Source organism: Streptomyces sp. NBC_00569 (genome assembly GCF_036345255.1).
GTDB lineage: Bacteria > Actinomycetota > Actinomycetes > Streptomycetales > Streptomycetaceae > Streptomyces.
Genome location: NZ_CP107783.1, coordinates 6,181,483 through 6,202,080 on the forward strand (window position 1 = coordinate 6,181,483; position 20,598 = coordinate 6,202,080).

A 20,598-nucleotide genomic window follows, 5' to 3' on the forward strand; every position below is an offset into this window, starting at 1 on the left:
GCGACCACGGAGGCAGCGCGGTGTCGGACACGTCGAGAACGTCGGATGCGCGGACCCCGGCGCAGATCGAGGCGGACATAAAGCGCCGTCGCGAGGCGCTGGCCGAGACTCTCGACGAGATCGGGGTGCGGGTGCACCCGAAGACGATCGTCGGTGACGCGAAGGCCAAGTTCGTCTCGAGTGTCGACCACACGGTCGGTCGGGCCTATGTGAGCGCGAACCGGCTGGTGTCGGACGTGAAGGCGCAGTTCGTCTCCGAGGACGGTGCCCCGCGTGTGGAGCGCATCGTTCCGGTGGCTGTCGCGATGGTCGGTCTCGTGGGGCTGCTCGCCGTGACGGCCCGGCGCCGCAAGCGCTGACCCTTCCTGCGTACGGCCGCGGCCGCGGCAGGTAGGTTCGGGGCGTGAGCGCCAACAGCGAGAAGCACAGCACCCAGCACGACAAGTTGCCCATCCGCATGCTGCACGACCGTGTGCTCGTGCGGCAGGACTCCGCCGAGGGCGAGCGGCGCAGTGGCGGCGGGATCCTGATTCCGGCGACCGCGGCGGTCGGGCGGCGTCTGGCCTGGGCGGTCGTGGTGGCCGTCGGGCAGAACGTGCGGACGGTGGAGCCGGGCGATCGGGTGCTGTACGACCCGGAGGACCTGGCCGAGGTCGAGGTGCGGGGTGTCGCGTACGTGCTCATGCGCGAGCGCGATCTGCACGCGGTGGCCGCCGACCGGTTCGAGGGCTCCCAGGATTCGACGGGCCTGTACCTGTAGAGGCTTACGGACTTATCCAGGTGCAGGGGCCTGTGTCTGTGCCTGTGTCTGTGTCTGCGGAGCAGTACGGCTCGTAGTCGTTTCGCAAAAGGGCTGGTGACCGTTGTCACCAGCCCTTTTGCGCGTTCTTTGCTACCTTTGGGGGACCCCGACGAGACGCGCCGTACCGGGTATCGCAAAGACGACGCACCCCTGTTGATCCAACTGACGGAGGTGCCTGTCATGGCCTGGGTTCTTATCGTGATCGCCGGATTTCTCGAGGTCGGCTGGTCGATCGGCATGAAGTTCACGGACGGGTTCACCCGGCTGTGGCCGAGCGTGTTCACCGGCGCGGGCATCGTCGCCAGCATGGTGATGCTCTCCTACGCCGCCAAGTCCCTGCCGATCGGTACGGCCTACGGCGTATGGGTGGGCATCGGTGCCGCCGGTGCGGCCGTCGTCGGCATGCTGGCGCTCGGGGAGCCGGCGACGGCGACGCGGATCTTCTTCATCGTGCTGCTGATCGTCGCGATCGTGGGTCTCAAGGCGACGTCGGGGCACTAGGGCCGCTGAGGGGCGCTGTCGTCGGAGCCGGAGTCGCGGGCGGAGTCCGAGTCGTCGAACAGTTCGTTGACCGGTCCTGACGGTGGGTTGGGTTCCTCCGACGGAGTGGCCGGGAGGGTGGGCTCGGCCGATGTGGGCGGTGCGGTCGGGGGGCCGGACGACGCCGGTTCGGACGGGGGCTCGCTGGAGGGCTCGCCGGTGGCCGGTTCGGTCGACGTTTCGTCGGGTGCGGCCGAGGGGATCTCGGGCTGGTCGGCGCCGGACTCCAGGTCCAGGTCGAAGTCCTTGGCGGGACTGTCCTTGAGCGCGTCCTTGGTGAACTGGGCCCAGATCTGCGCCGGGAAGCCGCCGCCGTTGATGCGTGGCAGCCCCAGCGCCCCGTACAGCGGGGTGTGGACGCCGGTGTCGGGGTTCTGGCCCATGACGGCGACGACGGTGGCGAGGTCGGGTGTGTAGCCCGCGAACCAGGCCGCCGTGTCCTCCTCGGCGGTGCCGGTCTTGCCTGCGGCGGGCCGGCCCGCCGCGAGGGCGGCGGTGCCGGTGCCGCCCTCGACGACGCTCTGCAGGACGGACGTCGTGGTGTCGGCGGACTCGCGGGTGACGGCGCGGCTGGTGTTCTGCTCGGGCAGGTCGGCCTTCTCGCCGTCCTTGGTGACCTCGGTGACGAGGGTGTACGTGGCGCGCCTGCCGTGGTTGGCGAGGGTCGCGTACGCCTCGGTCATGTCGAGGACGCTGGGTGTGGACGGGCCGAGCGCGATCGAGGGGGACTCGGTCAGGTCGGGGGTGTCCTTGGGGAGGCCGAGGTCGATCGCGGTCTGTTTGACCTTGTCGGAGCCGACGTCGACGGCCATCTGCGCGTACACCGCGTTGACGGACTTGTCGGTCGCTTCGCGGACGGTGATGGGGCCGTAGTCGACCTTGTCCTCGTTCTCCGGGGCGTAGTAGCCGCCGCTCCAGCCCTGTACGGGGCGGGCGTTGGTGCCGTCGTAGATGGTGTTCGGGGTGATGATGCGGCCGTCCTGGGTGGTGGAGGCGTTCTCCACGGCCGAGGTGAAGACGAACGGCTTGAACGTGGAGCCGACTTGGTAGTCGCGGCGCGTGGCGTTGTTGACGTACTGCTTGGTGTAGTCGATGCCGCCGTACATCGCGAGGACCTTGCCGGTCGCGGGGTCGATGGCGGCGCCGCCGGCGCGGACGTTGCGGTCGGCCGCGCGGTTCTCCTTGTCGAGTCCGGACATCAGCTGGTCGTCGACGGCTTTGACGAAGGCGTCCTGTTTCTTCTTCTGGAGCGTGGTGGTGATGCGGTAGCCGCCGACGGCCAGGGTGTCCTCGTCGACGATGTCGTTGTCCGTGAGGTAGTCCTTGACGGCCTGGACGAGGTAGCCGCGCTGGCCGGACATCCCGGCGGGGCCCTTGGCGTCGTCGGGCATGGGGAACGTCATCTTCTGGCGGGCGGCGGCGCCGAGCCAGCGTTCCTTCACCATGCCGTCGAGGACGTAGTTCCAGCGGGCGACGGCCTGCGCCTTGTTCTCGGGGTGGGCGATGACGTCGTACGAGTTGGGGGCGTTGAGGAGGGCCGCGAGGTAGGCGCCCTGCGCGGTGGTGAGGTCCTCGACGTCGACGCCGTAGTAGGCCTGGGCGGCGGCCTGGATGCCGTAGGCGTTGCGGCCGAAGTAGCTGGTGTTGAGGTAGCCCTCGAGGATGTGGTCCTTGCTCTCCTCGCGGTCCAGCTTGATCGAGATGAAGAACTCCTTCACCTTGCGGGTGATGGTCTGTTCCTGGCCCAGGTAGTAGTTCTTCACGTACTGCTGGGTGATCGTCGAGCCGGACTGCTTGCCCTTGCCGGTGACGGTGTTCCAGGCGGCGCGGACCATCGCCTTGGGGTCGATGGCGGACTCGCTGTAGAAGTCGCGGTCCTCGGCGGCGAGTACGGCGTGCTGGACGGTCCTGGGGATCTGGGAGAGGGAGACGTTCTCGCGGTTGATCTCGCCGTCGCGGGCGAGCTGGCTGCCGTCGGCGTACAGGTAGACGTTGCTCTGCGCGGTGGCGGTGGCGTTGGCGGGCGGGATCTTGACGAGGACGTAGCCGAGGGCGAACAGGCCGATGCACAGGAGCAGGAAGCCGAGGATCGTGCCGAGGGCCACGCGCCAGGTGGGGATCAGGCGGCGCCAGCCCGTGCGCCGGGGGCGTTTGCGTTTCGCCGGCTTCCCGGCCTCCCCGGCTTTCCCGGACTCTGCGGCCTTCGGCTGCTGCGGCTCGTCGCTCATGCCCTGTGGAACTCCTGTTTCCCTCCGTACGTCACGTACGCCTCGTACGGCTCTTCACTTCCTGCCGGACACTCTGGCATCGATGGGTGGTGCGGCCGGTGCGTGGCACGCGCCGGGGGAGCCGAAAATGCGTGGCACGGTACACCCTGCTCCCGCTAGGCTCCTGCGCTTTGGTCCGGAACGGAAGACGGGAGCGCGGGGGAGTGTTCGTGGGGTCCTGCCGTCTCTACGCGGCCGTCGCGGCCGGTGGGTTCCGGCGCTACGCGACGTACCGTTCGGCCACCGCGGCGGGCGTGTTCACGAACACCGTCTTCGGGTTCATCGTGGCGTACACGTACCTGGCGCTGTGGGACGAGCGGCCGGGACTCGGCGGGTACGACCAGGCGCAGGCGCTGACGTACGTGTGGATCGGGCAGGCGCTCGCGCAGGCCCTGTCGATGTTCAACGCGGGGTTCGCCGTCGACATGGTGGCGCGGATCCGCAACGGCGACATCGCGGTGGATCTGTACCGGCCGGTGGACCTGCAACTGTGGTATCTGGCCGGTGACTTGGGGCGGGCCGTGTTCCAGTTGTTCAGCCGGGGGCTGGTGCCGCTGACGGTGGGGGCGCTCGCGTTTCCGCTCGCGCTGCCGGGCGATCCGGTGGTGTGGCTGGAGTTCCTGGTGGCGGTGGCGCTGGCGGTGGTGGTGAGTTTCGCGATCCGCTATGTGCTGGCGCTGAGCGCGTTCTGGCTGCTCGACGGGTCGGGCGTCCTGCAGTTCGGCGGTCTGGTGGGGATGTTCTTCACGGGGCTGCTGCTGCCGTTGAACGCGATGCCCGGCGCGCTCGGTGACATCGCGCGGGTGCTGCCGTGGGCGTCGCTCCTCCAGATGCCCGCGGACATCCTCCTCGGCGCCCGCTCCGGCGCGGCCGAAGTCCTCATGGCGTACGCCTTCCAGGCCGGGTGGGCGGTCGTCCTGCTCGCCGCGGGCCGCCTCCTCCAGTCCTCCGCGACGCGCAAGGTGGTGCTCCAAGGTGGCTGACGTCGGCGGGAGCGTACGGGTCTACGGCCTGATCGCAGCGATGTGGATCCGCTCCACCCTGGTCTACCGCACGTCGTTCGCGGCCGCGGTCCTCACCAATTTCCTTGTCACGGCGCTCGACTTCGTCGTGATCTGGATGATGTTCTCCCAGGCGACCTCGCTCGGCGGCTACAGCTTCGCCGAGACCGCGTTCCTGTACGGGACCGCTTCCGTCTCCTTCGGGATCACCGCTCTCCTGCTCGGCAGCGTCGACGATCTCGGGCTGCGGGTGCGCGACGGTTCCCTCGACGCCTTCCTGGTACGCCCCGCCCCGGTGCTCGTACAGGTGGCGGCGGACCGCTTCGGCCTGCGTCGCCTCGGCCGCTTCCTCCAGGGCGCCCTGGTCCTCGGCTGGTCGCTGACGCGCCTGGACCTCGACTGGACGCCCGCCAAGCTGCTTCTGCTGCCGGTGATGCTGCTGAGCGGCGCGGCGATCTTCGGCGCGGTGTACGTGGCCGGGGCGGCGTTCCAGTTCTGGGCGCAGGACGCGGCGGAGGCGCAGAGCGCCTTCACGTTCGGCGGGCTGACGCTGCTCCAGTATCCGCCGACGGTGTTCGCCAGGGATTTCGTGATCGGCGTGACCTTCGTCGTGCCGCTGGCCTTCGTCAACTGGCTGCCCGCGCTGTACGTGCTCGGCCGCCCCTACCCCGTCGGCCTGCCCTGGTGGCTCGCCTTCACGCCGCCGCTGGTGGCCGCCGGGAGCTGCGCGCTCGCGGGTCTGGCCTGGCGCGCGGGTGTCCGTTCGTACCGCAGCACCGGGAGCTGAAGGCGTATGGCTGAGGACTTCATCGAGGTCGACGGCGTGGAGAAGGTCTTCGACGTGCGCAGGAAGACGGGACTGCTGCGGCGCGAGCGCCATCAGGTGCGGGCCGTCGACTCGCTCACCTTCGGCGTGCCGCGCGGCGAGATGGTCGGCTACATCGGGCCGAACGGCGCGGGCAAGTCCACCACGATCAAGATGCTGACCGGCATCCTCACGCCGAGTGCGGGCCGGCTGCGGGTCGCGGGCATCGAGCCGTCCCGGGAGCGGACGCGGCTCGCGCGGCGGATCGGCGTGGTGTTCGGGCAGCGTACGACGCTGTGGTGGGACCTGCCGCTGATCGACTCGTACCGGCTGATGCACCGCATGTACCGCATCCCGGACGCCCGCTACCGGGAGAACCTCGACCGGTGCGTCGAACTCCTGGAACTGGGCGGCCTGTTGGACACGCCGGTACGGCAGCTCTCCCTCGGGCAGCGCATGCGCGGCGACATCGCGGCGGCCCTCCTGCACGACCCCGAGGTGCTCTACCTCGACGAGCCGACCATCGGGCTCGATGTCGTCTCCAAGGTCAAAGTGCGGGGATTCCTACGGGAGTTGAACGAGGAACGCGGCACGACGGTGCTGCTGACCACGCACGACCTGACCGACATCGAGCAGCTGTGCAAGCGCGTCATGGTCATCGACCACGGGCGCCTCATGTACGACGGTCAGCTCGACGGCCTGCACCAGGTGGGGGAGAGCGAGCGGACTCTCGTCGTGGACCTGGAGCGCGAACTGCCGCCCCTGGACGTGGAGTTCGCCCGGGTGGTGAAGGTGGACGGGCCGCGCCAGTGGCTGGCGTTCCCGGCCGCGCAGTCGGCGGCGCCGCTGGTCGCGCAGATCGCGGCGGAGTATCCGCTGGCGGATCTGTCGGTGCGGGAGCCGGACATCGAGTCCGTGATCGCCCGGATGTACGCCAGGGAGGAACCATCCCTGGGAGGAACGGCCGCACCCTCGTAGGCTGGCCCCATGACGGACGAACGCCCTGAGCGCCCCGAGCCGAACGACCTGCCCGAGCTGCGGGCCTCCGACGCCGACCGGGACCGGGTCGCGGAGGCACTGCGGGACGCCCTCGCCGAGGGACGCCTGGACATGGAGGAGTTCGACGAGCGGCTCGAGGCCGTGTACGCGGCGCGTACGTACGGTGAGTTGGCGCCGATCACGCGTGATCTGCCGGGGGCGGGCGCGGCGGCGCCGGGGACCCCGGTGAGTTTTGTGAAGGAGCCGCAGCCCGAGGGCGCGGTCGACTGGCGGGCGCGGATCGGCGGGGAGGCGACCTCCACGTGGGCGCTCGCGCTCTTCGGCGGGTTCGGCCGCAAGGGGCGCTGGACGGTGGGCGAGAGGTTCACCGCGTTCGCGATGTTCGGCGGCGGCGAGATCGACCTGCGCGAGGCGCGGTTCGCGTCCCGTGACGTGGTCATCAACTGCTTCACGATCATGGGCGGGATCCAGATCAAGGTGCCGCCGGAGCTGGACGTCGCCGTCAAGGGCTTCGGCTTCATGGGCGGCGTCGACGACCGGGCGTCGGGCGAGGGCACGCCGGGCTCCCCGCGGGTCGTCGTGCGGGGGTTCGCCCTGATGGGCGGCGTCGGCGTGGACCGCAGGGTGTCGCGTGAGGAGCGCCTTCGCCTCAAGGAGGAGCGCCGCCAGGGCAAGCTGGACCGCAGGGCGGCGCACCGCGAGGCGCTGGAGGGGCACCACGAGCGGCACGCCGAACGCCATCAGCTGCGGCACGAGCGCCACGAGGAGCGGCGCGAGCGCCAGTGGGAGCGGGCGGAGGAGCGCCGCGAGAGGCGTGAGCGGTAGCGCCGGGGCGCGCTACAGCTCGGCCGGCGTCGACCCCTTCAGCGTCGTCAGGTTGAACGTGTCCGCCATCCTGCGGAAGCCGGAGTCGCTCGGGTGCAGGTGGTCACCGGAGTCGTATCCGGGCAGGAGCTTGCGCGGGTTGTACGGGTCGCGCAGTGCCTTGTCGAAGTCGACGAACTCGTCGAAGACCTTGCCGGAGCGGATCTGCGCGTTCACGGCCTGGCGCACGCCGTCGAGGCGGAGCTCGTAGCCGCGGTGGCCCTGGAACGGCATGAGTGTCGCGCCGACCACGCGCAGGCCGCGGGTGTGCGCCTGCCGGGTCAGCTCTCGCAGCCCCTCGACGATCTTGTCGGGGTCGTTCTGGTGCGGGTTGCGCAGGATGTCGTTGATGCCGAGCGCGATCACGACGGCCTTGACGCCGGACCGGTCGAGGACGTCCCGGTCGAAGCGCGAGAGGCCGCTCGGGTTGTTCGCGGGGCGGCCGAGGCCGTCGGACAGGATGCGGTTGCCGCTGATGCCCTGGTTGACGACGCCGTAGCGCGCCGCGCCGTTCTCGTCGCGCAGCCGGGCGGCCAGGACGTCCGTCCAGCGGTGGTTGGCGCCCACCGTCGAGGTGACGCCGTCGGTCAGGGAGTCACCGATCACGACGACGGTGCCGTCCGACTCGTTGCTGAGCACGTCGAGCGCGGTGACGTAGCGCCAGTACGGGGTCTGCTCCGTGTACGCGGCGCCGGTCGCGTCCTCCGTGCGGTCGCCCTGCGCGGTGTACGACATCTGACGGGCCTGCGGGTGGTAGGTGACCGGACCCGACGGTGTGGGCGAGTAGCTCGTGACGAGCATGTCCGCGTCGTGCGGGACGCGCAGCCGCACGGCGTCGCTCATGGCCTGGGAGCCGGCCGGGATGACGACCGAGGTGTTGCCGGCGAAGGTGAGGCGGCGCAGCGTGCCGGCCACGGCGACGGGGCTGTTGGGCGCGGCGGCCACGGCGACCGAGGCGTGCGTGATGCTGAGCGGCTGCTGCCCGTAGAGGTTGGAGAACGTGATGCGGGCGCTGGTGCCGCCGATGCTGGTGTGCACGACGTTGCGCACGGAGCGGCCCGCGAGGCCGTCGGTCTCGGTGCCGGGCTCGCCGCCCGCGGGGGAGGCCGACCAACTGCCCGACCAGGTACCGGTGGAGGCGGGGGCGGCCGAGTTCTGCGGATGCCGGGGGCCGGCGCTGACCGTGCTGTTCGAGCCGTCGTAGGCACCGGAGACGCCCAGGTATATGGCGGCCGAAATGACGACGATCAGGGCCGCGAGCGCGGCCAACAGGGCATAACCGTGGCGCTTGGTCATGCGGGGGTGTCTCCTCGGGCAGCGGGAGCCCCGAGGCTCCGGTGTGGTGATCCCATGATGCGTCATGGGCCGGGAAGAAGCCGACACTGCCCCCCTCCGCCTTTTGAGACGCCGGGAACTTGTCGTCCGTTCCGGGAGTCGGTCAGGTAGGGACAATGTGTGAGAGGGATGACACGGGGGGACTGCCGGGTGAGCGGACTGGTGACGGGCGGAGTGAGCTGAGTGGGCGAAGTGGAGGACGGGAAGCGCGCGGCGGGCGTGCGCGACACGGAGGAAACGGGCGAAGCGGGCATGGGTGAGCATGCCCGTGCGGGCGCCTCCTCATTCGGGACGCGGCCGGCCCCGTTCGGAGCGGGCCCCGGCTCCTTCAGCCCCGCCGACGTGGAGAAGCAGCGCGGCGTACGGCGGATGAAGACCACCGCCACCGGCCTGCTCCTGCTCGTCGCCGTCATCTACGTACTCGCCAAGTGGGGGCAGAACTCCGGCGCCGGAGCCTGGGCGGGCTACGTCGCGGCCGCCGCCGAAGCGGGCATGGTCGGCGCCCTCGCCGACTGGTTCGCGGTCACCGCGCTCTTCCGCCGGCCCCTCGGCCTGCCCATCCCGCACACGGCGATCATCCCGACCAAGAAGGACCAGCTGGGCGCCTCGCTCGGCGAGTTCGTCGGGGAGAACTTCCTCTCCGCCGACGTCGTACGGCAGCGGCTGCGCGCCGTCGGCATCGGCGGCCGGCTCGGCACCTGGTTGGCCGAACCCGAGCACGCCGACCGGGTGACGGCCGAGCTCGCCACCGCCCTGCGCGGAGCCCTCACCGTGCTGCGCGACTCGGACGTCCAGGCCGTCGTCGGCGAGGCCATCACGCGCCGCGCCAACGCCCAGGAGGTCGCGCCCGGCATAGGCAAATTGCTGGAGAGGGTCGTTGCCGACGGCGGCCACAAGCGGGCCGTGGACCTCGTCTGCGCGCGGGCCCACGACTGGCTGGTGCGGCACGGGGACTCCGTGATGGACGCGGTGCAGGGCGGCGCCCCCGGCTGGACCCCGCGGTTCGTCGACAGGAGGATCGGCGATCGCGTCTACAAGGAGCTCCTGCGCTTCGTCACCGAGATGCGCGACATGCCCGGGCACCCCGCCCGCGGCGCCCTCGACCGCTTCCTCGGCGACTTCGCCTCCGACCTCCAGTCCGACACGGACACGCGGGCGCGCGTCGAGCGCCTGAAGTCCGAGGTCATCGCCCGTCCCGAGGTCCAGGACCTGATCGCCTCCGCCTGGTCCGCGGTCCGCGCCATGATCGTCGCGGCGGCGGAGGACGAGCGCAGCGAGCTGCGGCTGCGCGTACGGGCCTCGCTGCTCTCCCTCGGCTCCCGGATGGCGACCGACCGTCGCCTCCAGGACAAGGTCGACGGCTGGGTCGAGGGCGCGGCCACGTACGTCGTCACGACGTACCGCACGGAGATCACCTCTCTGATCACCGACACCGTGGCGGGCTGGGACGCCGAGCACACCTCGAAGAAGATCGAGGCGCACATCGGCCGTGACCTGCAGTTCATCCGGATCAACGGCACGGTGGTGGGCTCGCTGGCAGGGCTCGCGATCTACGCGGTGTCGCGGGCGCTGGGGGCGTGACGCGCCGCGCCCGCGGCATCCGTACGGTCAGCGCGAGGAGCGCCGCCCCCGCGCACAGCGCGCCCGCACCCACCCACACCGGGTCGTACGAGCCGAAGGCGTCCCGCGTCATCCCGCCCGCGAACGCCACGGCCCCGGCGCCGACCTGGTGCGCGGCGCTCACCCAGCCGAACACGACCGGTGCGTCAGCCCCGTAGTGGGCGCGGCACAGCGCGATCGTCGGCGGCACGGTCGCCACGTCCAGCAGCCCGAAGACGACGGTGAACGCGACGAGCGGCGCGTCCACGGCCGACGTCAGGAGCAGCGGCAGCGCGAGGAGGGTGAGGGCGCGCAGGGCGTAGTACACGGCGAGCAGGCGGCGCGGATCGGCGCGGTCCGTCAGCCATCCGGACGCCACCGTCCCCGCGACGTTGAAGATCCCGATGAGGGAGAGCAGCGACGCGGCGGCGGTCACTGGCATCCCGTGGTCGTGGGCGGCGGGCGCGAAGTGCGTCCACATCACCCCGTTCGTCGAGGCGCCGCAGACGGCGAAGGTCCCGGCGAGCAGCCAGAACGGGCCGGTGCGGGCGGCGCGGGCGAGCGTGCGCAGGGCGCGCCGCGCGGCGTCTGCCCCGAGGGCCTGCTCTTTCCGCGGATCGCGCACCGCGGCCCACACCACGGGCAGCGCGCCGGCCGCGGCGAGCGCGAGAGCCGCGGCTGCCGCCCGCCACGCGTACGCGTCGATCACCCACGACAGCACGGGCAGGAACACGAACTGCCCCACCACGCTCGCCGCCGTGAGCAGCCCGGTGACGAGCCCGCGCCGCGCGACGAACCACCGCTCGGTGACGGTCGCGGCGAACGTCGTGGCCGTCGCTCCGGTCCCCAGGCCCACCAGCACGCCCCAGTACAGGACGAACTGCCAGGGCGCGGTCATGGTCGTGGCGAGCCCGGCCCCGGCCGCGACGAGACACAGGGCGCCGACGGCGACGCGCCGCATCCCGAGCCGGTCCATGAGCGCCGCGGCGAAGGGGGCGGTCGCCCCGTACACGACCATGTTCACGAGCGAGCCGAGCCCGACGGACGCCCGTGACCAGCCGAGATCCTCGTGGAGCGGCTCGACGAGCAGCCCGGCGAGCGTGCTGAACGCCCCGGCCGTGACGATGGCGAGCGCGGCTCCGGCGGCGACGGTCCAGGGCGAGCCGGGTTTCCGGGGGTGCGGACGGGGGCTGGAGTTCTTCATGACTTCACCCTGTGACGGAGGCACCCTCCGCCACGACTGGCCAGATGGCCATGAGGTGAAAGAATCTGGCCATGACCCCCGTAAGGCCCGCGACGCCGGAGCGCAGCGGGCGCCGGACCGTCGCCGTCCTCGTCCGTGACGGCGTCCTGCCCATGGAACTCGGCCTCGTCCACCAGCTGTTCGGCACGGCGAGGTCGGCAGCCGGCGAGCCGCTCTACGACGTCCGCACCTGCGCCCCGCGCCCCGGCAGGATCCGCACGGACGCGGACTTCCCGATCTACGCCGAGCACGGCCTGGCGACGGTTGCGGCCGCGGACACCGTCCTCGTACCGGCGTCGCACGAGACGGACGAGAGCCTGCGGCCGGGCGGCCTGCCCGAGGCACTGGCGGAGGCCCTGCGCACGGCGGCGGCCCCACGTGGAGCGGAGGGCACGCGTGGCGTGGCGGCCCCGAGTGGACCGGAAGGCGCGCGTGGGGCGGAGGGAGCGCCCGGGCACCGCCCCACGCGGGACCCCCGCCGCATCGCCTCCATCTGCACGGGCTCGTTCGTGCTCGCCGCGGCGGGACTCCTGGACGGGCGGCGCGCGACGACGCACTGGATGTCGGCCGATCTCTTCGCGCGTACGTTCCCGTCCGTGACGGTGGATCCCGGCGTCCTGTACGTCGACGAGGGCCGGATCCTCACGTCCGCGGGCGAGGCTGCGGGCATCGACCTGTGCCTCCACATGATCCGCCGCGACCACGGCGCGGCCGTCGCGGCGGAGGTCGCGCGCCGCACGGTGGTGCCCCCGCACCGCGAGGGCGGCCAGGCGCAGTACATCCAACGCCCCGTGGAATCAGAGGGGTTGACGTCCACGTCCGCGTCGCGGGCCTGGGCCCTCACCCGCCTCGCCGAACCCCTCACCCTCGCCGAACTGGCCGCGCACGACGCCATGTCCGTGCGCACATACAGCCGCCGCTTCCGGGAGGAGACCGGCCTCACCCCCATCCAGTGGCTGACCCAGCGCCGCGTGGACCGCGCGCGCGAACTCCTGGAACAGACCGACCACACGGTCGACCGCATCGCGGCGGAGGCGGGCTTCGGCACGGGCGCCTCGCTCAGAGCGCACTTCCAGGCGGGCCTCGGGGTGCCGCCGGGGGCGTACAGGTCGACGTTCAGGGGGACCGGGAGGGAAGGCGAGCGGGTAGGGACATGAGCACGCGTACGTGCTCGTCGCGACAGCGGCCGGCCGCACGTTCGGCAAGGATGACCGGTAGTCCGCGTACCGCCCCGACCTGACCCCACCGCACGGGAGCCCTCGATGACCATCCGCAGGATCGTCCCGGACCTCACGACGAAGTCGCCGGAGTCGATGGCCGAGAACCGCGACTTCTACGGCCTGCTCGGCTTCGAGGAAGTCATGAACCAAGGGTGGGTGATGACCCTCGCGTCCCCCTCCAACCCGACCGCCCAGGTCAGCTTCCTCACCCACGAGGCGACCGCGCCCGTGGTCCCGGACCTCAGCGTGGAGGTCGAGGACGTGGACGCGGTCTACGCGCAGGTACGCGCATCGGGCGCCGAGATCGTCCACGACCTCCGCGACGAGGAGTGGGGCGTACGCCGCTTCTTCGTGCGGGACCCGGAGGGGCGAGTGGTGAACGTGCTGGGGCACCGGCAGCCGAGCTAGGGCTTCCGTCCGGATCAGGCCCTGGGGCCTCTCGTCCGGATCAGGCTCTAGAGCCTGTCTTCAAAGGAGTCAGATCCACATCAGGAGTGATGCGATGGTGAGGGCTGCCTCATACGATTCACGGGTCTTGTCGTAGCGGGTGGCGATGGCCCGGTACTGCTTCAACGCGTTGAAGCAACGCTCGACGACGTTGCGCTGTTTGTAGCGTTCCTTGTCGAAGGCAGGTGGTCTACCGCCGTTGCTGCCGCGTCGGCGGCGGTTGACCTGCTGGTCCGAACGTTCGGGAATGGTGTGCGGGATTCCGTGTTTCCGCAGGTAGCTGCGTATGTGTCGCGTGCTGTATCCCTTGTCGCCCAGGAGATGTTCGGGCCGAGTACGCGGTCGTCCCGGTCCCGTGCGCCGGACTTTGATCCGCGCGAGTACTTGCTCGAACTGGGTGCAATCGTTGACGTTGCCACCCGTGACGAGGAAGCCGAGCGGGCGTCCGCGGCCGTCGCAGGCGAGGTGGATTTTCGTGGTCAGTCCGCCACGGGATCGTCCGAGGGCGTGAGAGTGTGCCGATTCCGCTGGGGCCGCCCTTTTTTACGAGCACCTGCCGCGTGTTGGTGAGCGCGGGCAATCGTGGAATCCACCGACACCAGCCAGTCGATGTCCCCGACTGCATCCTTGCGGGCCTGGGCCGCCTCCAGCATCCGCGAGAAGGTCCCATCCAACGCCCACCTGCGGAAACGCGTGTACAGCGTCCGCCAGGACCCATACCTCTCGGGCACATCACGCCAGGCCGAACCGGTCCGCAGCTTCCATACGATCCCGTTCAGCACCACCCGGTCATCCCGCCGAGGCCGCCCCGTCTCCGCCCTCGGAAGCAGCCCCGAGAGCACATCCCACTCCTCATCCGAGAGCTCATGCCGCCGCACCATGCACTACATGATGCCCCATCAACTCCCTTTGAAGACAGGCCCTAGGCGCGCCGGTCGGCCAGCACGTACGACGCGGCGGCGACGCCCCCGGCGACCGTGAACACGGCGGGCCAGGCGCCGAGCTTCTTGGCGAGCGGGTGCGACCCGGCGAAGGCGGCGACGTAGGCACCACCGAGTACGGCGGCGACCCTGCCCCCGGCGGCCTGCCGCCACTGGGCCCCGGCCGCGACGCCGGCGGCGGCCAGTACGACACCGCCGAGCTGCCGCTTCTTGGTGAACCGTGCCACGGCGTACCCGCCGACAATCCCGCTCGCGGCCACTGCGGCCGCCGGTACCTTCGCCATCACTGCCTCGCTTCTGTCGTGTGCGGCCCGGGTGGACGTGGACCGATTCGAGGCTAACGCGCGGGATTGCGGCACCTGCGGGCAGGTGCGGTTCCCCGCGTACGGGGATCCTGGGCGCCGCCGTACAGGGCCGTGGTGCTCTAGAATTCCTGTGCGATCAACGGGGGTTGAGCGCCACATGTGACCGGGGGAGCGGTGTGATGGGCGATCCAAAAGATCTACGAGTTCCGCCCGAGAAGCTGACCAAGCTCGCGGACGACATGGATGACATGCAGGACCACCTGGACAGGCAGGTGAAGCGCATGGACACGATCGTCGACAGCATCGAGGCGGGCTGGAGCGGCCCGGCGTCGACGGCGTACCGGGGCTTTCACCGCGCGGCGGCCGAGGACGCCGTTCGGATCCGCGAGGTGATGAAGGTCCTGGAGCAGGCGGTCCGCATGAGCCGCGACGGCTTCACACAGCTCGAACTGGACAAGCTCGACCAGTTCCGCCGGATCCAGGTCAACGTCGACGTGGCCGGCGAGGCGGACAAGCTGTCCACGCCGAACGTCGAGACGCCCGCACCCCCGTCACGGCCGCGCAGCGGCCTGGACAGCCTCTGATCCGACCGGTCCACCCGGTCGTCCTCACATTCACCGTTCAGCGTTCACCGTTCGCCGCCGCATCCGTGCACAGCCGTAGACCGCAGGCCCGTACGCAGATGTGGCCGTAGCCATGACTCGTAGCCGCAGACGCGCACAGCGACAAGGGGGATCCGTGCCGCCCAGCGACGCCGACGACCACATATCGGTCACCTTCACCACCCTCCACCATCTCGCCGTGGAGCTCGAGGACATCCTCAAGCAGCTCAACGGCAGGATCGACGACCTCTACGACCGTGTCGAGCCGGTCGTCCTGTCCTGGCAGGGCGAGGCCCGGGAGATGTTCGTCGACAAGCTCGACGAGTGGGACCGCTCGGCGCAGGATCTCCAGGCGGCCCAGAAGTGGCTGCACGAGATCGTGACGACGGGCCACATCAACTACGCGGCGGCGCACCGGGCGGTCCTGCGCGGCTGGGGCGCTGCCTGATGGGGACGCCGGCGCCGGGCAGCGGCACCATCGACGTCAAGCCCTCCACCCTGCACCAGGTCGCGGGCGGGTTCGCGGGCGAGCAGACGCCGTTCGACAAGGCCGCCAAAAACCTGATCAAGGAGCTGAAGGAGTACCCCGACGCGGGCGGTTACGGCACCGCCCCGCAGGCCTTCGCCGCCTCCTACCTCAAGGCCGGCAACCGCTACCTCGAGGTGTGGGCCAAAGCCGTCGTCAGTATCGGAGGCGCCGCGGTCGGCTTCGCCACCACCGCGAACAACTACTCCAAGGCGGAGGCCGCCAACGACGCCTCGGGCAAGACCAAGCCCCAGACGCAGCCTCCGCCCGTCGTCATCGACAAGGCCCCGGACTACGGCTCGGTCCCCGACCTGAAGTGGGGCGACGACGACGGCGGAGACGACTTCATCCGCTCACTCCTGGAGTGCATCCCGGACGTCGTCTGGCACCTCATCCGCCCGCTGCTCGAACACGCCTTCCGCTGGGGCAAGGTCGCCGAGGTCTACCCGTATCCGCAGCAGCACTATCTCAACTCGCTGTCGCAGTCCTGGGCGGACATGACGAAGTCGCTGTCCTGGGCCGAGGGCAATCTGACGGGCCAGATGTACGGCATCACCCAGCAGAGCAACAGCGAATGGCACGACGCCATGCGTCAGTTCTGCAGCTCGCTGTGGGGCAGCACGGCCTGGGGCAAGCAGACGGCGAACTACGAGTGGAAGCACGACTCGGCCGCCAACCAGAAGCCGAGCCACCCGGTCATGACCGTGCTCTTCGACACCGCGATGAAGATCAGCGACTTGCTGCGCGAGTTCGCCGAGGCGGCGGTGTACGTGAACGGCGAGGTCTGGGACATCTACTTCGACGCGGTCAAGAAGGCCGTCGGCGACATCGACCTCAGTGACGGCGTCGACCTCAAGGACCTCAAAGAGGGAGCGAAGGGCGTAGGCCGTTTCCTCAAGGGCCTCGCCAAGGGCGGCGCGGAGCTGAGCGTCGAGATCACGCTCAACATCGACACGGCCGCGCTCAACCGCGTCGTGGAGGAGTACAACCGGCGTGTGAACGCGCTCGTGCCTCAACTCAATGCCCTGATGGAGGCGTTGGACGAGGCGCATCGAAGTGCTCCGACATACGCGGCGGAGGAGGCTCGTGCGGAATCCTTCGGGGCCCGCTCGCTGAACGACTTCAAGCAGGAGCACACATACACCAAGGACGCGGACGAGAAGAACCACTTCTACGCCATCGACCTGGCGAACGCGGAGGGCCTTTACGGGGGGCACAGCGTCGACAAGCACGTGGGCAAGACGGACGAGCAGCTCGCCCAGCGGCTCCGCGACCAGCAACTCGTACGCCCGGACGGATCCGTGCGACCGGAAGCGGCGTCGTCGTTCACGAACATGGCCTCCGCCCAGCGTTTCACCCAGGAAACCCTGGACGACATCGACAACGCCGGGAAGATCGAGCGCTGGCTCGACCGCTTGGAGAGGGCGCCGACGGCGAACGAGAGGTCGACCCTGACACTCGACAAGCCCTTCACCGACGTGACGGGACGAACCGTCACCCGTGGCTCGTACGACGCCGACGGCCTCAAGGCGCAGGGCGCCGATACGCACGGCGTGAACGTCGTCCTCCGGTACAAGAGGGGTCTTGAGCCACCCTTTATCGTGCTCACAGCCATGCCGACCGCCTGAGCGGAAGGTCCAGGCCCGACAACGGAGAGGAACAACCACCCACTGTGACCATCCATACCGGCGCGGTCTTCAACAACGGGGTCGTGGCCAAGCTCCTCGACGTACTCGTCGCGGCGCGCGCAACCACACCGGCGACGCCCTCCGGGGGCGAGCTCGCGCGTATCAACCGCACACTGGACAGCAACGCCGCCGTGCGCTGGGCGATGCCGAGCGCATCGCTGTCCGCCTTGCTCGACCTCATCTCCGAGGACCTGGAACGGTCGGGTGACGCGCGCCTCCCCGTGGGCTTCGCGGAACGCCTGACAGCCGCGGCCGGCCAACAGGACCGCTCGGAATTCCTCAGGGACACAGCCGCTGCTCTGCGGGCGTTGCAGCAAGAGGGCATCTCGCGCTTCGACGAGCTGCCCATGTCCTCATGGGAGGCCGAACTCAGATTCTCGATCCTGAGGGACTTCTCGTGGTGGGTCGAGTCGGACGAGTACGACGACTTCGAAGAGGGAGTTCTCGCCGGGGTGACGAGCGAACACCCGGATGGCTGCGCCGAGCGCGTCCCGCCCCTGATCGCGGAACTGCACGCGGCGCTGCTCCTCGAAACCGACCTGGCATCCTCGGCGGCCCTTCTGGCGATCGTTCCGTGGGCCACACCCCCTGTGCTGCGGGCGATCCTGCGTCTGGCGTCCTCCCATCTCCTCGAAGCGCACTGAGGCCGCCCCCATGCCGCAACCGAACCCGTCCGCCACCCACCCCGACCGCGAGAGCGCGCAGTGGGCCACCCAGCAAGTGGTCACGCCCGACGAGCAGCTCATCCACCGCCGGCACGCTCGGTCGACCGGCTCCCACCTCGCCGTCGAGGGCGCGTGGCCGTCCCTGTTCTCGGACGGCCCGGCGCCGCGACTCCTCGACCTCGCCATCCAGGCGCAGGAGTCCAAGGGTGAGCTGTCCCTCGACGACGAGATCCGGCGCTACATCCGCGTCGTCCGCGGCAACTGGATCGCGAACTGGAACTGTTCCGTCTACACGGCTTCCGGAGTTCTTGAACTCACGGCGGATTCCGTGGAGCACGGTGAAGGGCCGGCCCCCTTCCCGCCGGAGTTCCAGAAGAAGGTGGAACAAGCGGCCGGCGACGTGAACCCGGCGGAGTATCTGCGGATGCTCGCCGAGATCGTACGAATCCTCGACCGCGAGCCCTCACTCGAATACGGCGAACTCCCGATGGGGGGCTGGGAGTTCCGGCTGACCTTCCCCTACCTCTTCGGATTCGACGCGATCCTCATGGACGAAGGGGACCAGGAATTCGCGGACACGGTCCGGGCTGCCGTGACGAACGAACACCCGTATTGCGCCGAGAGCGCCGCGGCCTACACGACCGAGGCGCAGCGCGCGCTGGTCCTCTTCCCGGGCCCGGACGGGCTCAAGCCGCGCCTGTACTGGGCCACCCGCGACCGGCTCCAGGAACTCATCGACACCGTCAACGAGCACATGCAGCGAGAGCACTCATGACCGCACACCCGACCCGCTCCGCCACCTACCCCGACCGCGAGACCGCGCAATGGGCCACCCAGCAGGTGGTCACCGCGAACGAGCAGCTCATCCACCGCTGGCACGCGCAGTCGACCCGCTCCCGCCTCACGATCGAGGCCGCGTGGCCGTCCCGGCCCGACCCGGTCGGCCGGGTCCTGCTCCAGGCGATGATGCTGGCGGGCCGCGACCCCGTCGACGTACGGTCCGCCCGCGTGATCCTCAAGCGGGACGACGCGAGTCAGCACGGCTTCGTCGTGCACGCCACGTTCCCGGTCTACCTGTAGCCATCCGTACCGTCTTGCAGAGGACGCCGCAGCCGTGCCCATGAAACCCCTCGAACACGACCGACGCTACGGCGAGTTGGACCAGGTGATGCGCGCCTACGACGGCCAGGTCGCGGACGACACCGAGGACAAGCCGAGCGTCGCCCTCACCGCCTACCTGCGCCACACCTGGCACACGCGCCCCTGGGCGCTGGCCGCCGCCGAGACGCAGCTGCGCGAGTACTCCCGTAACCCTCCGGGCCGAGTGCGTCTGCGTCTGGGCGAGTTCTACTCGGTCCCCGATGTCGGCCTGCCTGACGGCGACATCCAGGCGTGGCTGAGCCTGCTCGCCGACCACATCAAGCACAGCGTCGAGGAAGGCGAAGTCCCGCCGCCCTCGGCCCCGTCGACCCACTGGGAGTGGCGCGCCCGCTTCCCGGAGGCGGCGCAGTTCCTCGGCGGCTGGTTCTCCCAGGACATGCCGGACGAGTTCGCGGACCACGACGCGGCGATCACGGACTACATCGCCACGACGGACCCCCACCTCAAGGCGCGCCTGGCGGGAGAACTCCACGAACTGATGGCCCTGCCCCTGGACGAGTCGGACTACGCGCTGGCGCTGACGGAACTGGGCATGGAGGTCGACCCCCCGTCGCCGTACTCCCCGAGCGGCTGGCTGGCCCGGGTGGCGGAGCGGGTGGGCGGGGGAGGGTTCGTGGCGGATTACGGGGAGGGGCGGGCGCAGGGCGGCGAGTAGGGGAGCCCGCGCCCCACTCGGTCCCGGCTGAAATGGGCCGCCGCTGCACCTCAAAACCCCCACTGGCTCCGGGAGTTCGACGTCGCCACCAGGCATGGAGCGCGGCCGATCCGCCGCCCCGACAGGTCCGTCCGGCTGGGTGCTACTGTCCCGGCCATGTCCGAGACCATAAGCACCACCAAGGCTGAAATAGACGCGATCACGGCCGAGTTCTTCGGCGCGTTCGACAACAGGGGCGGCGCTGAGGCGGACGTCGACCGGATCCGCCGTCTCACGATCCCCGGCGCCGTGATCGTGAGCACCGGCGCGGCGACCACGGTCTACACGGTGGACGAGTTCATCGAGCCGCGCCGGAAGCTGCTGTCAGACGGCCGGCTGGTCGAGTTCTCCGAGTGGGAGACGACTGAACGGACCGAGATCGCGGGGGACATCGCGGCGCGCTTCGGCGAGTACCGCAAGTCAGGCGTCATGAACGGCGAACCGTTCGAGGGCGCCGGCACGAAGTCCATCCAGTTCGTCCGCACGCCGGAGGGCTGGCGGATCGCGTCGTTCATCTGGTTCGACCAGCCCTGACGGAGGCTTGGCGGGCGGCGCGAACCCGTTCGTGGGCCTAGCAGGTGAACTAGCGAGGACGGGATCCCGCCGGGTTGTCCGACACTCCGGCGAGCCGGCGAGATCCAGCCCAGCAGAGAACAGCGGTGCTGTCCACGAGCTCAGTGAAACTGATCTGTCTGTAGCTCAGCGTCCGACGTACGGAGGCTGCGTGACGCCGTCGATGAACTGAGACCATGCAGCACTGCCGACACGGATGTGTGGGTGCCCGAGGTCCTTGGAGTCGCGAACGGCCACGATGCCGGGCAGGTTGGCGGCCACCTCGACACACTCGCCGTTGCCGCTGCTGTAGGTGGACTTCGCGAACTCGAAGGCGGACAT

At 70.1% G+C, this 20,598-nt stretch carries 24 protein-coding genes and 1 riboswitch; of the genes, 18 read left to right on the plus strand and 6 right to left on the minus strand.

Translation table 11 applies throughout. The annotated features are described in order from the left end of the window. Positions 1–20 precede the first annotated feature (20 nt). The 3 genes from OHO83_RS27835 (at position 21) to OHO83_RS27845 (ending at position 1,303) form a co-directional block, all read left to right on the plus strand. Positions 21–359, plus strand: coding sequence for a DUF3618 domain-containing protein (locus OHO83_RS27835; RefSeq protein ID WP_266670959.1), 339 nt, complete (start codon positions 21–23; stop codon positions 357–359). A 44-nt stretch (positions 360–403) separates the two neighbouring features. Further along, on the plus strand, positions 404–760 hold the full coding sequence (locus OHO83_RS27840; protein WP_116512770.1) for a GroES family chaperonin: 357 nt from the start codon (positions 404–406) through the stop codon (positions 758–760). Between the two features lie 130 nt (positions 761–890). Continuing rightward, positions 891–951, plus strand: a riboswitch (guanidine-III (ykkC-III) riboswitch). Between the two features lie 31 nt (positions 952–982). After that, complete coding sequence (locus OHO83_RS27845) at positions 983–1,303, plus strand: DMT family transporter (protein WP_330279870.1); 321 nt, start codon at positions 983–985, stop codon at positions 1,301–1,303. Here OHO83_RS27845 and OHO83_RS27850 read toward each other — a convergent pair. Next, entirely contained in the window at positions 1,300–3,570 is a 2,271-nt protein-coding gene (locus OHO83_RS27850) for a transglycosylase domain-containing protein (RefSeq protein WP_266670956.1), read from the minus strand. The genes OHO83_RS27845 and OHO83_RS27850 overlap by 4 nt on opposite strands. A gap of 209 nt (positions 3,571–3,779) precedes the next feature. Here OHO83_RS27850 and OHO83_RS27855 point away from each other — a divergent pair, with 209 nt between their 5' ends. The 4 genes from OHO83_RS27855 to OHO83_RS27870 are packed head-to-tail and all read left to right on the plus strand — an operon-like array spanning position 3,780 to position 7,239. Next, on the plus strand, positions 3,780–4,592 hold the full coding sequence (locus OHO83_RS27855; protein ID WP_266670954.1) for an ABC transporter permease: 813 nt from the start codon (positions 3,780–3,782) through the stop codon (positions 4,590–4,592). 40 nt (positions 4,593–4,632) lie between these two features. Further along, entirely contained in the window at positions 4,633–5,397 is a 765-nt protein-coding gene (locus tag OHO83_RS27860) for an ABC transporter permease (RefSeq protein ID WP_323186990.1), read from the plus strand. A 6-nt stretch (positions 5,398–5,403) separates the two neighbouring features. After that, positions 5,404–6,393 (plus strand): ABC transporter ATP-binding protein, encoded by a 990-nt coding sequence (locus tag OHO83_RS27865; RefSeq protein ID WP_266670944.1) that lies wholly within the window; start codon positions 5,404–5,406, stop codon positions 6,391–6,393. A 9-nt stretch (positions 6,394–6,402) separates the two neighbouring features. Beyond that, on the plus strand, positions 6,403–7,239 hold the full coding sequence (locus OHO83_RS27870; protein ID WP_330279871.1) for a DUF1707 SHOCT-like domain-containing protein: 837 nt from the start codon (positions 6,403–6,405) through the stop codon (positions 7,237–7,239). A 12-nt stretch (positions 7,240–7,251) separates the two neighbouring features. Here OHO83_RS27870 and OHO83_RS27875 read toward each other — a convergent pair whose 3' ends face one another. Then, the gene (locus tag OHO83_RS27875) at positions 7,252–8,574 is read right to left on the minus strand and encodes an SGNH/GDSL hydrolase family protein (protein ID WP_266670940.1); all 1,323 of its coding nucleotides are present in this window, start codon (positions 8,572–8,574) and stop codon (positions 7,252–7,254) included. A gap of 291 nt (positions 8,575–8,865) precedes the next feature. On the opposite strand from OHO83_RS27875, the gene OHO83_RS27880 reads away from it, so the two are divergent. Further along, complete coding sequence (locus OHO83_RS27880) at positions 8,866–10,194, plus strand: DUF445 domain-containing protein (protein WP_330280799.1); 1,329 nt, start codon at positions 8,866–8,868, stop codon at positions 10,192–10,194. Here the strand turns inward: OHO83_RS27880 and OHO83_RS27885 are convergent. Beyond that, on the minus strand, positions 10,124–11,416 hold the full coding sequence (locus tag OHO83_RS27885) for an MFS transporter (RefSeq protein ID WP_330279872.1): 1,293 nt from the start codon (positions 11,414–11,416) through the stop codon (positions 10,124–10,126). The two genes, OHO83_RS27880 and OHO83_RS27885, sit on opposite strands and share 71 nt — an antisense overlap. Positions 11,417–11,487: 71 nt before the next feature. On the opposite strand from OHO83_RS27885, the gene OHO83_RS27890 reads away from it, so the two are divergent. Together OHO83_RS27890 and OHO83_RS27895 are read left to right on the plus strand one after the other, a co-directional pair. Next, complete coding sequence (locus OHO83_RS27890; RefSeq protein WP_330279873.1) at positions 11,488–12,612, plus strand: GlxA family transcriptional regulator; 1,125 nt, start codon at positions 11,488–11,490, stop codon at positions 12,610–12,612. 105 nt (positions 12,613–12,717) lie between these two features. Continuing rightward, positions 12,718–13,083, plus strand: a complete 366-nt coding sequence (locus OHO83_RS27895; protein WP_329435028.1) for a VOC family protein — start codon at positions 12,718–12,720, stop codon at positions 13,081–13,083. Between the two features lie 69 nt (positions 13,084–13,152). Here OHO83_RS27895 and OHO83_RS27900 read toward each other — a convergent pair. Both OHO83_RS27900 and OHO83_RS27905 read right to left on the minus strand, forming a co-directional pair. After that, positions 13,153–14,003, minus strand: a protein-coding gene (locus OHO83_RS27900) for an IS5 family transposase (RefSeq protein WP_405603237.1) whose coding sequence is annotated in 2 segments (ribosomal slippage) — positions 13,153–13,646 and positions 13,646–14,003 — 852 coding nt in all. Because the reading frame shifts where the segments join, the coding sequence is not laid out codon by codon here. A 41-nt stretch (positions 14,004–14,044) separates the two neighbouring features. Continuing rightward, positions 14,045–14,347, minus strand: coding sequence for a hypothetical protein (locus tag OHO83_RS27905; protein WP_266563794.1), 303 nt, complete (start codon positions 14,345–14,347; stop codon positions 14,045–14,047). A 200-nt stretch (positions 14,348–14,547) separates the two neighbouring features. Between OHO83_RS27905 and OHO83_RS27910 the strand changes: the two genes are divergently transcribed. The 8 genes from OHO83_RS27910 to OHO83_RS27945 all read left to right on the plus strand — a co-directional run bounded on the left by OHO83_RS27910 (position 14,548) and on the right by OHO83_RS27945 (position 20,238). Beyond that, the gene (locus OHO83_RS27910) at positions 14,548–14,952 is read left to right on the plus strand and encodes a WXG100 family type VII secretion target (RefSeq protein WP_330279874.1); all 405 of its coding nucleotides are present in this window, start codon (positions 14,548–14,550) and stop codon (positions 14,950–14,952) included. A gap of 112 nt (positions 14,953–15,064) precedes the next feature. Further along, positions 15,065–15,418 (plus strand): WXG100 family type VII secretion target, encoded by a 354-nt coding sequence (locus tag OHO83_RS27915; RefSeq protein ID WP_384677831.1) that lies wholly within the window; start codon positions 15,065–15,067, stop codon positions 15,416–15,418. Beyond that, positions 15,418–17,124, plus strand: a complete 1,707-nt coding sequence (locus OHO83_RS27920; RefSeq protein ID WP_330279875.1) for an RNase A-like domain-containing protein — start codon at positions 15,418–15,420, stop codon at positions 17,122–17,124. The genes OHO83_RS27915 and OHO83_RS27920 overlap by 1 nt, the downstream gene beginning before the upstream one ends. A gap of 44 nt (positions 17,125–17,168) precedes the next feature. Further along, complete coding sequence (locus OHO83_RS27925; RefSeq protein ID WP_266670924.1) at positions 17,169–17,828, plus strand: hypothetical protein; 660 nt, start codon at positions 17,169–17,171, stop codon at positions 17,826–17,828. A gap of 10 nt (positions 17,829–17,838) precedes the next feature. After that, positions 17,839–18,624, plus strand: coding sequence for a hypothetical protein (locus OHO83_RS27930; protein ID WP_330280844.1), 786 nt, complete (start codon positions 17,839–17,841; stop codon positions 18,622–18,624). Next, positions 18,621–18,929, plus strand: coding sequence for an RNase A-like domain-containing protein (locus tag OHO83_RS27935; protein ID WP_330279876.1), 309 nt, complete (start codon positions 18,621–18,623; stop codon positions 18,927–18,929). Before OHO83_RS27930 ends, OHO83_RS27935 begins: the two co-directional genes overlap by 4 nt. Positions 18,930–18,963: 34 nt before the next feature. Beyond that, positions 18,964–19,665 (plus strand): contact-dependent growth inhibition system immunity protein, encoded by a 702-nt coding sequence (locus OHO83_RS27940; RefSeq protein ID WP_330279877.1) that lies wholly within the window; start codon positions 18,964–18,966, stop codon positions 19,663–19,665. Positions 19,666–19,821: 156 nt separating this feature from the next. Continuing rightward, the gene (locus OHO83_RS27945; RefSeq protein WP_330279878.1) at positions 19,822–20,238 is read left to right on the plus strand and encodes a nuclear transport factor 2 family protein; all 417 of its coding nucleotides are present in this window, start codon (positions 19,822–19,824) and stop codon (positions 20,236–20,238) included. A 165-nt stretch (positions 20,239–20,403) separates the two neighbouring features. Here the strand turns inward: OHO83_RS27945 and OHO83_RS27950 are convergent, their stop codons facing one another. Continuing rightward, entirely contained in the window at positions 20,404–20,598 is a 195-nt protein-coding gene (locus OHO83_RS27950) for a DUF397 domain-containing protein (protein ID WP_266670915.1), read from the minus strand.